The sequence below is a fragment of the Dryocola sp. LX212 genome, from assembly GCA_041504365.1.
In the GTDB taxonomy this organism is placed as follows: domain Bacteria; phylum Pseudomonadota; class Gammaproteobacteria; order Enterobacterales; family Enterobacteriaceae; genus Dryocola.
The window spans coordinates 1,322,196-1,335,069 of the sequence record CP167917.1 but is presented as its reverse complement, the minus strand read 5'-3'; the positions used below and the strand labels follow the sequence as shown (position 1 = coordinate 1,335,069).

The following is a 12,874-nucleotide window of genomic DNA, read 5'->3' as shown; positions in this document are numbered from 1 at the left end:
TCGAATACGGGCTAATACTGAGCAATGGCAAGTCGATGACAAAAAAACTCCATATCAAAACTTGGGGCTGTCAGATGAACGAATACGATTCATCGAAGATGGCCGATCTGCTGAACAGCACGCATGGCTATACGCTCACGGATAATCCGAAAGAAGCAGACGTACTGCTGCTTAACACCTGCTCTATCCGTGAAAAAGCGCAGGAAAAAGTCTTCCATCTGCTGGGCCGCTGGAAGCTTCTGAAGCGTAAAAATCCCGATTTGATTATCGGCGTCGGCGGCTGCGTGGCTTCCCAGGAAGGAAAGCTCATCCGTCAACGCGCCCATTATGTGGATATCGTCTTTGGCCCGCAGACCCTGCATCGCCTGCCGGAGATGATCAATAAAGTCAGCGGCAACCGTAGCCCGATAGTCGACGTCAGCTTCCCGGAAATCGAAAAATTTGACCGTCTGCCGGAACCAAAAGCGGAAGGCCCGACGGCGTTCGTTTCTATTATGGAAGGCTGCAATAAATATTGTACTTACTGCGTGGTGCCGTATACCCGTGGGGAAGAAGTCAGCCGTCCATGCGATGATATCCTGTTTGAATGTGCCCAGCTTGCGGCCCAGGGCGTGCGCGAAATTCACCTGCTCGGCCAGAACGTGAATGCCTGGCGTGGAGCCTCGTACGACGGTGGGATCTGCACCTTCGCCGAACTGCTGCGCCTGGTTGCCGCCATTGACGGCGTTGACCGTATTCGTTTCACCACCAGCCACCCTATCGAGTTCACCGACGATATTATCGACGTTTATCGCGACACGCCGGAGCTGGTGAGCTTCCTGCACCTGCCGATTCAGTGTGGCTCTGACCGTGTGCTGAACCTGATGGGCCGAAGCCATACCGCGCTGGAGTACAAAGCGATTATTCGCAAGCTGCGCGCGGCACGCCCTGATATTCAGATCAGCTCCGACTTTATCGTTGGCTTCCCCGGCGAAACCCAGCAGGACTTCGAGCAGACAATGAAGGTCATTGCCGACGTGAACTTTGATGTCAGCTACAGCTTTATTTTCTCTGCCCGCCCTGGCACCCCGGCGGCTGACATGGTCGATGACGTGCCGGAAGAAGAGAAAAAGCAGCGTCTGTATATTCTGCAGGACCGCATCAACCAGCAGGCAATGGAGTGGAGCCGTAAGATGGTCGGCACCGTTCAGCGCGTCCTGGTAGAAGGCACGTCGCGCAGAAGCATTATGGAGCTGACAGGACGTTCCGAAAATAATCGTGGGGTAAACTTTGAAGGTACCCCGGAGATGATCGGTAAATTTGTCGACGTCGAAATCACTGAAGTGGCCACTAACAACTCCCTGCGCGGCAAAGTCGTGCGCACCGAGGATGAAATGGGGCTGCGCGTTATCGAAGCGCCTGCGTCAGTGATTGCCCGCACACGCAAAGAGAACGAGATCGGCGTCGGTCTCTATCAGCCGTAATCCCGCACCGTTTTGCTCGTCGGTTCGCTAACGTGGTGAACCGATGAGCAATTTCATCGTTTGCACTTGCATTCTGAAGCCGCCACCCAAATATCCACACCGAGGCTTGCGCCAATATCACTCGCCGTAAATAATCAGTTTATGGCCTGACGATAGCAGGCACGGCATAACCGTTTACCACTCCTGTTTTATGACAACCGGCCCTGAGTGACCCAGAGGATAAGTTTGAATATCGAAACACGTGAAATTACGCTGGAACCGGCAGACAATGCCCGTTTGCTGAGCCTGTGCGGCCCGTTTGATGACAACATCAAGCAGCTCGAACGTCGGCTGGGTATCGAAATCAACCGTCGTGACAATCAATTCAAGCTCACCGGGCGCGCCATACTGGTGAACGCCGCCGCAGACATCCTGCGCAACCTGTATGTGGACACCGCCCCGATGCGCGGTGAAACCCAGGACATTGATCCGGAACAAATCCATCTTGCCATCAAAGAGATCCGCGTGCTGGAGCAGTCTGTAGAACACGTTCCTGAGTACGGCAAGGCGGTGAATATCAAAACCAAACGCGGCGTTATCAAGCCGCGCACGCCAAACCAGGCCCAGTACATCGCCAACGTACTCGACCATGACATTACTTTCGGCGTGGGTCCAGCAGGTACGGGTAAAACCTATCTGGCCGTTGCCGCCGCGGTAGACGCGCTGGAGCGCCAGGACGTCAGACGCATTCTGCTCACCCGTCCGGCGGTAGAGGCGGGTGAAAAACTCGGCTTCCTGCCGGGCGATTTAAGCCAGAAGGTCGATCCTTATCTGCGCCCGCTGTACGACGCCCTGTTCGAAATGCTCGGCTTTGAGCGCGTCGAAAAGCTGATGGAGCGCAATGTCATTGAAGTTGCACCGCTGGCCTATATGCGCGGCCGTACGCTCAACGACGCCTTCATCATTCTGGACGAAAGCCAGAACACCACCATCGAACAGATGAAGATGTTCCTGACCCGTATCGGCTTTAACTCGAAGGCGGTTATCACCGGCGACGTGACGCAGATTGACCTGCCGCGCAACATGAAGTCCGGCCTGCGCCATGCCATTGAGGTGCTGTCCGAAGTCGATGAAATCAGCTTTAACTTCCTCAACAGCGAAGACGTTGTGCGCCACCCCGTCGTTGCCCGCATCGTTAACGCCTATGAAGCATGGGAAAGCGCCGAACAGATCCGTAAGGATGAGCTGGCCGCAGAGCGCAAGCGTGAAGCGATGGCCATTAACCACGCCGCTCAGGAGAGCAAATGAGTCAGGTCATTCTGGATTTACAACTTGCCTGTGAACAGACCGCAGGCCTGCCGACAGAAGCGCAGTTTCAGGCCTGGCTTGATGCGGTGATCCCGCAGTTTCAGGAAGAATCAGAAGTTACGATTCGCCTGGTGGACGATGCAGAGAGCCACGAGCTGAATCTGACCTACCGCGGTAAAGATAAATCCACCAACGTGCTCTCTTTCCCGTTCGAAGCGCCGCCAGGCATTGAGCTTCCGCTGCTCGGAGACCTGATCATCTGCCGTCAGGTCGTTGAAAAAGAAGCCAAAGAGCAGGAAAAGCCGCTGGAGGCGCACTGGGCGCATATGGTCATTCACGGCAGCCTGCATCTGCTAGGTTATGACCATATAGAGGACGAAGAGGCCGAAGAGATGGAATCTCTTGAAACAGAGATAATGCTTGCTCTTGGCTACCTCGATCCGTACATTGCCGAGAAAGAATAACCGCTAACGTCATGATGACGGCAGCGTAAAAGGTGCAGGTAGCGCAATATCAGGCTGCCTGTTATCTATCCATAACCGAGGGGCCACAAACCTAACGCCATGAGCGACGACAACTCACAAAACAGTGACACGCCTGCCAGTAAAAAGGGATTTTTCTCCCTTATTCTCAACCAGCTATTTCACGGTGAGCCAAAAAACCGTGACGATCTGCTGACGCTGATCCGCGATTCTGAGCAAAACGATCTTATCGATCAGGACACCCGCGACATGCTCGAAGGGGTCATGGATATCGCCGACCAGCGCGTCCGCGACATCATGATCCCACGTTCGCAAATGGTGACGCTCAAACATAACCAGACGCTGGACGAGTGCCTCGATGTGATCATCGAATCGGCCCACTCCCGCTTCCCGGTGATCAGCGAAGACAAAGATCATATTGAAGGGATTCTGATGGCCAAGGATCTGCTGCCGTTTATGCGCAGCGATACCGAGCCGTTTAGCATGGAAAAAGTATTACGTCAGGCGGTTGTAGTCCCTGAAAGTAAGCGTGTTGACCGCATGCTGAAAGAGTTCCGTCAGCAGCGCTACCATATGGCGATTGTGATTGACGAGTTCGGCGGCGTCTCGGGTCTGGTGACCATCGAAGATATCCTCGAGCTTATCGTCGGTGAAATCGAAGATGAGTACGACGACGAAGAAGACAGCGATTTCCGCCAGCTAAGCCGCCATACCTGGACGGTGCGCGCCCTGGCCTCTATCGAAGATTTTAACGATACCTTCGACACCCATTTTAATGATGACGAAGTGGATACGATTGGTGGCCTGGTAATGCAGGCGTTTGGTCATCTGCCGGCGCGCGGCGAAACCATCGACATAGATGGTTACCAGTTCAAGGTCGCGATGGCCGACAGCCGCCGTATTATTCAGGTTCACGTCAGAATGCCGGACGATTCGCCGCAACCGAAACTGGAAGATTAATTTAAAGATGGCTATCGCTTTACAACTTCAACGCCAGCGCATTCGCCTGCTGCTGGCGCTGCTTTTTGGTGCCTGCGGGACGCTGGCCTTTTCGCCCTATGATTTCTGGCCTGCGGCCATTGTTTCGCTGGCTGGTCTGCAAGGATTAACGCTTAACCGCCGCGCCATACAAAGCGCATGGATAGGTTTCTTCTGGGGGCTGGGGCTGTTTGGCAGCGGGATCAACTGGGTTTACGTCAGCATCGCGCAGTTTGGCGGTATGCCAGGCTTCGTTAACGTCTTCCTCGTCGTGCTGCTGGCCGCCTACCTTTCCCTTTATACCGGACTGTTTGGCGGTCTCCTCAGCAAGCTGTGGCCAAAAACAACCTGGTGGCGCGTGGCGATTGCGGCCCCTATGCTCTGGCAGGCGACAGAGTTCCTGCGCGGCTGGGTGCTGACCGGCTTCCCGTGGCTGCAGTTCGGCTACAGCCAGATTGACGGCCCGCTGAAAGGCGTGGCGCCCATTTTCGGCGTTGAGGCCATCACCTTCCTGCTGATGATCATCAGCGGCCTGCTTGTTTATGCCCTGCATGAGCGCAAATGGCGTCCGGCCATTATTGCCGCCGCCCTGCTGCTGCTGCCGTGGCCGCTGCGCAGTATCCAGTGGTTCCAGCCGGTAAAAGATCGTACCGTGGACGTAGCCATGGTGCAGGGGGATATCCCTCAGTCCCTGAAATGGGATGAGAACCAGCTGCTGAACACGTTAAAAATCTATCTGGACAAAACCCAGCCGCAGATGGGAAAAGCCCAGCTGATCATCTGGCCGGAATCCGCCATACCCGATCTCGAAATCAACCAGCAGCAGTTCCTGACCACGATGGATGATTTGCTGCGCTCAAAGCACAGCTCGCTTATCACCGGTATCGTGGACGCACGCCTGAACAAGCAGAACCGCTACGACACCTACAACACCATTATCACGCTGGGTGAAGGTAATAAATACGGCTACGGCAGCACCGACCGCTATAACAAGAACCACCTGGTTCCGTTCGGCGAGTTTGTCCCGCTGGAGTCTATTCTGCGCCCGCTGGCCCCGTTCTTCGATCTGCCCATGTCATCCTTCAGCCGCGGGCCTTATCTCCAGCCTCAGCTTCAGGCTAACGGCATCAAGCTGACGCCTGCCATCTGCTACGAAATCATTCTGGGTGAACAGGTGCGCGATAACTTCCGCCCGGACACCGATTTCCTGCTGACCATTTCTAACGATGCCTGGTTCGGTAAATCAATCGGCCCGTGGCAGCACTTCCAGATGGCGCGCATGCGCTCCCTGGAGCTGGGACGTCCGCTACTGCGCAGCACCAACAACGGCGTGACGGCGGTGATTAACGCCAGCGGCGACGTTGACGCGATGATCCCACAGTTTAAGCGTGAAGTGCTGGAAGCGAAGGTCACGCCAACGACGGGGCTGACGCCTTACGCCCGGTTTGGCAACTGGCCGCTGTGGATCCTCACGCTGGTCTTCGCCTTCAGTGCCTTGTTCGTCAGCCTGCGCTGTCGCAAAAAGAATTAACCATTCCCCCCTCCAGCCAGAAGGCCAGCTAACCCGCTGGCCTTTAGATTGCTGACAAAGAGGGAAAAAGCGTGGTTTTTCCTTCTTTGTAGTAAGCAGGCGAAAATCAAGCAACTGATTTTCCTTATTATTTATTCGGTGAGATCTTTTCGAATTCCATTCGTTTTAGGTTTGTCATCAGTCTGAAGGCCAGCTAACCCGCTGGCCTTTTTCATTTCTGGCACATCAATTGCTAAGTTAAAACAACGACTAGCCTGATTAAAACGCCATAGCGCGGCGTGACGGTTAACCGTCCCGTACGGCTGCACCATCGGAAGACATCGTCAGCACCAGCATGGTGCAACGACGGATTTTTGCCTCTAAACGGTGCGGCGCGCCTCGCAAAAATAAACATTTACATAGCAAATTCTTTACATTCAGCTAGGTTAAATGTTAACAAAAGGCGACATTTCGCCCGTTTTTATTCGGCTTGATACAAAAACAATACACAACACACATCGGGTATCGGTGCCGTTTCCGGCACTCATATTAAGGAGTTGGAAATGCAATTGAGAAAACTAGCACCGGCTTTGCTGGTCATGGGGATTAGCGCCGGTCTTGTACATGCTGAAGACGCTAAACCTGCCTCGGGCGCGCAGAGCACGCTGGACAAAATTAAAGCTAACGGCGTGATTGTTGTCGGCCACCGCGAGTCTTCCGTTCCGTTCTCTTATTACGACAATCAGCAAAAGGTTGTCGGCTACTCACAGGACTACTCAAACGCCATTGTTGAAGCCGTGAAAAAGCAGCTCAACAAGCCAGACTTAAAGGTTAAGCTGATCCCCATCACCTCACAAAACCGTATCCCGCTGCTGCAAAACGGCACCTTCGATTTTGAGTGTGGCTCAACCACCAATAACCTCGAACGCCAGAAGCAGGCTGCCTTCTCCGACACCATCTTCGTAGTAGGGACTCGCTTACTGGTGAAGAAAGGCGGCGCGATTAAAGACTTCGCTGACCTGAAAGGGAAAGCGGTGGTCGTGACCTCCGGGACCACCTCTGAAGTGCTGCTGCATAAGCTGAACGAAGAGAAGAAAATGGACATGCGCATCATCAGCGCCAAAGACCACGGCGACTCCTTCCGGACGCTGGAGAGCGGCCGCGCGGTGGCGTTTATGATGGATGATGCCCTGCTGGCGGGCGAGCGCGCTAAAGCGAAGAAACAGGATAACTGGGACATCGTTGGTACGCCGCAGTCTCACGAAGCCTACGGCTGTATGCTGCGTAAAGACGATCCGGAATTCAAAAAGCTGGTGGATGCAACCATCGCCAAAGCCCAGACCTCAGGCGAAGCGGCCAAATGGTTTGATAAATGGTTTATGAATCCGATCCCGCCAAAAAACATCAACATGAACTTCGCCCTGTCTGACGACATGAAAGCGCTGTTCAAAGAGCCGAACGACAAAGCACTGAACTAATTAGAACTAAGGGGCCGGGATAACCCGCCCTCCCGATTGACGAACTGAAGCCCGGACAGACTAAGCGCCGGATGGCCGTTCCCCATCCGGCGTGAAAAATAAGCTTCTCATCAATCTTCGAGGGTAGCGCTGCTTGCTACCCTCAATTTTTCTCGGAGTACGTTATGTCTATAAACTGGAACTGGGGAATCTTTCTACAGCCCGCCCCGTTCGGCAACACCACCTATCTGGGCTGGATCTGGAATGGTTTCCAGGTCACCGTCGCCCTTTCCGTCACCGCCTGGATCATCGCCTTCTTCGTCGGCTCGCTGTTTGGCATTCTTCGCACCGTTCCTAACCGCTGGCTTTCCGGCATCGGTACGCTGTACGTCGAACTCTTCCGCAACGTGCCGCTTATCGTGCAGTTCTTTACCTGGTATTTAGTGATGCCGGAGCTGCTGCCCGAAAACCTCGGCATGTGGTTTAAATCCGAACTCGATCCCAACGTGCAGTTCTTCTTGTCATCAATGATATGCCTTGGGCTGTTCACCGCCGCCCGCGTCTGCGAGCAGGTGCGCGCAGCCATTCAGTCTCTGCCGCGCGGTCAGAAAAATGCCGCACTGGCAATGGGGTTGACGCTCCCGCAGGCTTACCGCTACGTTCTGCTGCCTAACGCCTACCGGGTGATCGTGCCGCCAATGACCTCCGAGATGATGAACCTGGTGAAAAACTCCGCCATCGCCTCGACCATCGGACTGGTGGATATGGCCGCGCAGGCGGGCAAACTACTGGATTACTCCGCGCACGCCTATGAATCCTTCACCGCGATAACCCTCGCCTACGTCCTGATCAACGCCGTCATTATGCTGATCATGTACGTGGTTGAGCGTAAGGTTCGCCTGCCTGGCAATATGGGAGGCAAATAAATGTACGAATTTGACTGGACTTCAATACTTCCCGCCATGCCGTACCTGATGCAGGGCCTGGTCATTACCCTGAAAATCACCGTTACGGCGGTGGTATTCGGCATCATCTGGGGAACCCTACTTGCCGTTATGCGTCTGTCCCCCTTCAAGCCTGTCGCCTGGTTTGCAAGCGCTTACGTTAACGTCTTCCGCTCCGTGCCCCTGGTCATGGTGCTGCTGTGGTTCTATCTCGTGGTGCCGGGCTTCCTGCAAAAAGTGCTGGGCCTGTCGCCGCAAACTGATATTCGCTTAATTTCCGCCATGGTCGCCTTTTCGATGTTCGAAGCCGCCTACTATTCGGAAATTATTCGCGCCGGTATTCAGAGCGTTTCACGCGGGCAGTCAAACGCCGCCCTGGCGCTGGGGATGACCCACTGGCAGTCCATGAAGCTCATTATTTTGCCCCAGGCCTTCCGGGCCATGGTGCCCCTGCTGTTAACTCAGGGCATCGTGCTGTTCCAGGATACCTCGCTGGTTTACGTATTAAGCCTCGCCGACTTCTTCCGCACCGCTTCGACCATTGGCGAACGTGACGGAACCCAGGTCGAAATGATCCTGTTTGCCGGTCTGGTCTATTTTGTTATCAGTCTTAGCGCCTCGCTGTTGGTCAGCTACTTGAAGAAAAGGACAGTGTCATGATTTCCCTGAAAAATGTTTCTAAATGGTATGGTCACTTTCAGGTGCTAACCGACTGCTCAACTGAAGTAAAAAAGGGGGAAGTGGTAGTAGTGTGCGGGCCTTCAGGCTCCGGCAAATCCACGCTGATTAAAACAGTTAACGGCCTGGAGCCGGTACAGAAAGGCGAAATTGTCGTCAATGGCACCAGGGTGAACAGCAAAAAGACTAATCTTGCCGAGCTGCGCTCGCATGTGGGCATGGTGTTCCAGCACTTTGAGCTGTTCCCGCACCTGTCGATCATCGAAAACCTGACGCTGGCGCAGGTTAAAGTCCTCAGGCGCAACAAAGAGGAGTCGCGTAAAAAAGGGCTTAAACTCCTCGAACGCGTAGGCCTCACCGCCCACGCAGATAAATACCCAGCCCAGCTATCGGGCGGCCAGCAGCAGCGCGTGGCTATCGCACGTGCGCTCTGCATGGATCCGGTTGCCATGCTCTTCGATGAACCGACTTCGGCACTGGATCCGGAAATGATTAACGAAGTTCTGGACGTCATGGTCGAGCTTGCTCATGAAGGGATGACCATGATGGTAGTGACGCACGAAATGGGCTTCGCCCGCAAAGTGGCCAACCGCGTGATCTTTATGGATGAAGGGAAAATCGTTGAGGATTCTAATAAAGAAGACTTCTTTAATAATCCTCAGTCTGAACGCGCGAAAGACTTCCTCGCCAAAATACTGCACTAACCTCTAAAAACTGAGAGCCTTCCACAAGGAAGGCTCGTTTTATCAGGGTTCAAACGGCCGACGGTGAAACTGGTTATGCCCACACTTCGGGCAGACCGGCAGAATATCCGGCGTATAGACCGCCAGGTGGAAACGACAGTTTTCGCAGACTAAATTGCCGAGACCCACTACCTCGCCGCTGTGGTAGACGCCATGATGGTTAAGATCCTGGAAAACTTCCCGCCATTCGAGCTGCGTTTTATCTGTGATATCAGCCAGCTCCTGCCACAGACTCTCCTTTATCACCCGCATAAACACGCTATCGGTGAATTCATCCTGGCTTTCACTGTAGCTGCGGGCAAACTCTTCGAGATCGCGACGCACCGCGCGCGTGACCTCGTCGACTTCGGTGCGGGTCAGCTCCCCGGTTTCGTTCATGCGTTGACGCGCGCTGGCGACCAGCTCGTCGATATCGCGCTCTCCGTTGCGTAACCGTTCGGTGAGCGAAGCCACCAGTTCACGGTAATATTGCGCCACCTTATTCATCGTCTGCCTGCCTCCTTGAAGAGAATCCTGCATTCTTAGGTCATGTAACCTACTCTAATAGTAGACCTTAATCGGGCATCGCTTTGTTAGATTGCCCACAGGCAAGGTAAAAAACTGCAAAGGAGAAATGGGCGACCGGGGTGTCGAAAGGCTGTTTTGCCGCTGTCATATCAGCTATGCTATGCGGATCTGAAACCTAACACGTTACAGGCTACAACTTGTAGCTGTCTTTCATTACAGGACCACTGGCTGCCATGCAAGAGCAATACCGCCCGGAAGAGATAGAATCCACCGTCCAGCAACACTGGCAAGAGAAGCGTACCTTTGAGGTCACTGAAGACGAAGGTAAAGAGAAGTACTACTGCCTGTCCATGCTTCCCTATCCTTCTGGCCGACTACATATGGGCCACGTCCGCAACTACACCATCGGCGACGTCATCGCACGTTACCAGCGCATGCTGGGCAAAAACGTCATGCAGCCTATCGGCTGGGATGCATTCGGCCTGCCTGCTGAAGGTGCGGCGGTAAAAAACAATACTGCCCCTGCGCCGTGGACGTACGACAACATTAACTACATGAAGAACCAGCTGAAAACGCTGGGCTTTGGCTATGACTGGAGCCGCGAGCTGGCGACCTGTACCCCGGAATACTACCGTTGGGAACAGCAATTCTTCACCCAACTGTACAACAAAGGGCTGGTTTATAAGAAGACCTCCGCCGTTAACTGGTGCCCGAACGATCAGACCGTGCTGGCCAACGAGCAGGTTATCGACGGCTGCTGCTGGCGCTGCGACACCAAAGTTGAGCGCAAAGAGATCCCACAGTGGTTCATCAAAATCACCGCCTACGCAGACGAACTGCTTAACGACCTGGACACGCTGGACCAGTGGCCGGAGCAGGTTAAGACCATGCAGCGTAACTGGATTGGCCGTTCTGAAGGCGTGGAAATCACCTTCGACGTTGAGAACAGCGCGGAAAAACTGACTGTCTATACCACCCGTCCGGACACCTTTATGGGTGTGACCTATCTGGCGGTCGCCGCGGGCCACCCGCTGGCGCAGCAGGCTGCGGTTAATAACCCTGCGCTTGCCGAATTTATCGACGAATGCCGTAATACCAAAGTTGCCGAAGCAGAAATGGCAACTATGGAGAAAAAAGGCGTCGCCACCGGCATTAACGCAATTCACCCGCTGACCGGCGAAGCCGTTCCTGTCTGGGTTGCGAACTTCGTGCTGATGGAATATGGCACGGGCGCCGTAATGGCCGTTCCGGGCCACGACCAGCGCGACTGGGAGTTTGCCACTAAATACAGCCTGCAGATCAAGCCGGTTATTCTGAATGCCGATGGCAGCGAGCCGGATCTTTCCGCCTCTGCAATGACCGAAAAAGGCACCCTGTTTAACTCTGGCGAATTCGACGGTCTGGACTTCGAGAATGGCTTTAACGCCATCGCGGACAAACTGGCCGCTAAAGGCGTAGGCGTTCGTAAAGTTAACTACCGTCTGCGCGACTGGGGTGTATCTCGCCAGCGCTACTGGGGCGCGCCGATTCCAATGGTGACCCTGGAAGACGGCACCGTTATGCCAACCCCGGAAGACCAGCTGCCGGTTATTCTACCTGAAGACGTTGTGATGGACGGCATCACCAGCCCGATTAAGGCCGATCCTGATTGGGCAAAAACCACCGTTGACGGCAAGCCTGCGCTGCGCGAAACCGACACCTTCGACACCTTTATGGAGTCCTCCTGGTACTACGCGCGCTACACCAGCCCGCAGTACGATAAAGGTATGCTCGATTCCAAAGCAGCAAACTACTGGCTGCCGGTTGATATTTATATCGGCGGTATCGAACACGCCATCATGCACCTGCTCTACTTCCGCTTCTTCCACAAGCTGATGCGTGATGCAGGCATGGTGACCTCTAACGAACCGGCGAAACAGCTGCTTTGTCAGGGTATGGTGCTGGCAGATGCATTCTACTACACCGGCGTGAACGGCGAGCGCAACTGGGTTTCCCCGACCGACGCCATTGTTGAGCGCGACGAGAAAGGCCGCATCATCAAAGCCTCTGACGCACAGGGCAACGAACTGGTCTATGCTGGCATGAGCAAAATGTCGAAGTCGAAGAACAACGGCATCGACCCGCAGGTGATGGTTGAGCGCTACGGCGCGGATACCGTTCGTCTGTTTATGATGTTTGCAGCACCTGCGGACATGACGCTGGAATGGCAGGAATCCGGCGTGGAAGGGGCGAACCGCTTCCTGAAACGCGTCTGGAAACTGGCCTACGAACATACCAGCCGTGGCGCTACGCCAGCGCTGGATGTTGCCGTATTAAATGAAGATCAAAAAGCCCTGCGCCGCGACGTTCATAAAACTATCGCTAAAGTCACCGATGATATCGGTCGTCGTCAGACCTTTAACACGGCCATCGCCGCGATTATGGAACTGATGAACAAGCTGGCGAGAGCGCCGCAGGAAAGCGAGCAGGATCGTGCATTATTGGGCGAAGCGCTGCTGGCCGTGGTGCGTATGCTTTATCCGTTTACCCCGCACGTCTGCTTCGACATGTGGCAGTCACTGGGCGGCGAAGGCGAAATCGACAACGCGCCGTGGCCGCAGGCTGACGAAAAGGCGATGGTGGAAGACTCTCTGCTGGTGGTGGTTCAGGTTAACGGTAAAGTCCGTGGCAAAATCACCGTCCCGGCGGACGCCACAGAAGCACAGGTTCGTGAACGTGCAGGCCAGGAACATCTGGTCGCGAAATATCTTGAAGGCGTCACCGTGCGTAAAGTGATTTACGTTCCGGGTAAGCTGCTCAACCTGGTAGTGGGCTAAGCGCAGGAG

Annotated in this window: 11 protein-coding genes; 10 read left to right on the top strand and 1 reads right to left on the bottom strand. The window is 54.5% G+C overall.

From position 1 onward, the window contains the following. The first annotated feature begins 35 nt into the window (after positions 1-35). From miaB to ACA108_06270, 9 genes are all read left to right on the top strand, one after another. A complete protein-coding gene (miaB, locus tag ACA108_06310; GenBank protein XEX97129.1) occupies positions 36-1,463 on the top strand; it encodes a tRNA (N6-isopentenyl adenosine(37)-C2)-methylthiotransferase MiaB in 1,428 nt (475 codons plus the stop codon). 225 nt (positions 1,464-1,688) lie between these two features. Then, positions 1,689-2,750, top strand: a complete 1,062-nt coding sequence (locus tag ACA108_06305; protein ID XEX97128.1) for a PhoH family protein — start codon at positions 1,689-1,691, stop codon at positions 2,748-2,750. Then, the gene (gene ybeY, locus ACA108_06300; GenBank protein ID XEX97127.1) at positions 2,747-3,214 is read left to right on the top strand and encodes an rRNA maturation RNase YbeY; all 468 of its coding nucleotides are present in this window, start codon (positions 2,747-2,749) and stop codon (positions 3,212-3,214) included. The genes ACA108_06305 and ybeY overlap by 4 nt, the downstream gene beginning before the upstream one ends. Before the next feature lie 99 nt (positions 3,215-3,313). Then, on the top strand, positions 3,314-4,192 hold the full coding sequence (gene corC, locus ACA108_06295) for a CNNM family magnesium/cobalt transport protein CorC (protein XEX97126.1): 879 nt from the start codon (positions 3,314-3,316) through the stop codon (positions 4,190-4,192). A 7-nt stretch (positions 4,193-4,199) separates the two neighbouring features. Then, positions 4,200-5,741 carry an apolipoprotein N-acyltransferase gene (lnt, locus tag ACA108_06290; GenBank protein XEX97125.1) on the top strand — a complete coding sequence of 514 codons (1,542 nt, stop codon included), beginning with the start codon at positions 4,200-4,202 and terminating at the stop codon, positions 5,739-5,741. Between the two features lie 542 nt (positions 5,742-6,283). After that, the gene (locus tag ACA108_06285) at positions 6,284-7,198 is read left to right on the top strand and encodes an amino acid ABC transporter substrate-binding protein (protein XEX97124.1); all 915 of its coding nucleotides are present in this window, start codon (positions 6,284-6,286) and stop codon (positions 7,196-7,198) included. 164 nt (positions 7,199-7,362) lie between these two features. Then, positions 7,363-8,103 carry an amino acid ABC transporter permease gene (locus ACA108_06280; GenBank protein ID XEX97123.1) on the top strand — a complete coding sequence of 247 codons (741 nt, stop codon included), beginning with the start codon at positions 7,363-7,365 and terminating at the stop codon, positions 8,101-8,103. Continuing rightward, on the top strand, positions 8,104-8,781 hold the full coding sequence (gene gltK, locus ACA108_06275) for a glutamate/aspartate ABC transporter permease GltK (protein XEX97122.1): 678 nt from the start codon (positions 8,104-8,106) through the stop codon (positions 8,779-8,781). It abuts the gene before it with no gap. After that, positions 8,778-9,503, top strand: a complete 726-nt coding sequence (locus ACA108_06270) for an amino acid ABC transporter ATP-binding protein (protein XEX97121.1) — start codon at positions 8,778-8,780, stop codon at positions 9,501-9,503. Before gltK ends, ACA108_06270 begins: the two co-directional genes overlap by 4 nt. Before the next feature lie 42 nt (positions 9,504-9,545). Here ACA108_06270 and ACA108_06265 read toward each other — a convergent pair whose 3' ends face one another. Next, a complete protein-coding gene (locus ACA108_06265) occupies positions 9,546-10,028 on the bottom strand; it encodes a zinc ribbon-containing protein (GenBank protein ID XEX97120.1) in 483 nt (160 codons plus the stop codon). A 254-nt stretch (positions 10,029-10,282) separates the two neighbouring features. On the opposite strand from ACA108_06265, the gene leuS reads away from it, so the two are divergent. Next, positions 10,283-12,865: a leucine--tRNA ligase gene (gene leuS / locus ACA108_06260; protein ID XEX97119.1), complete on the top strand. Its 2,583-nt coding sequence runs from the start codon at positions 10,283-10,285 to the stop codon at positions 12,863-12,865. The last annotated feature ends 9 nt before the right edge of the window (positions 12,866-12,874 follow it).

Bases quoted from the DNA above. Each gene is read 5' to 3' on its own strand.
- miaB (XEX97129.1), top strand. From the start codon at position 36: ATGACAAAAAAACTCCATATCAAAACTTGGGGCTGTCAGATGAACGAA.
- ybeY (XEX97127.1), top strand. From the start codon at position 2,747: ATGAGTCAGGTCATTCTGGATTTACAACTTGCCTGTGAACAGACCGCA.
- corC (XEX97126.1), top strand. From the start codon at position 3,314: ATGAGCGACGACAACTCACAAAACAGTGACACGCCTGCCAGTAAAAAG.
- lnt (XEX97125.1), top strand. From the start codon at position 4,200: ATGGCTATCGCTTTACAACTTCAACGCCAGCGCATTCGCCTGCTGCTG.
- ACA108_06285 (XEX97124.1), top strand. From the start codon at position 6,284: ATGCAATTGAGAAAACTAGCACCGGCTTTGCTGGTCATGGGGATTAGC.
- ACA108_06280 (XEX97123.1), top strand. From the start codon at position 7,363: ATGTCTATAAACTGGAACTGGGGAATCTTTCTACAGCCCGCCCCGTTC.
- gltK (XEX97122.1), top strand. From the start codon at position 8,104: ATGTACGAATTTGACTGGACTTCAATACTTCCCGCCATGCCGTACCTG.
- ACA108_06270 (XEX97121.1), top strand. From the start codon at position 8,778: ATGATTTCCCTGAAAAATGTTTCTAAATGGTATGGTCACTTTCAGGTG.
- ACA108_06265 (XEX97120.1), bottom strand. From the start codon at position 10,028: ATGAATAAGGTGGCGCAATATTACCGTGAACTGGTGGCTTCGCTCACC.
- leuS (XEX97119.1), top strand. From the start codon at position 10,283: ATGCAAGAGCAATACCGCCCGGAAGAGATAGAATCCACCGTCCAGCAA.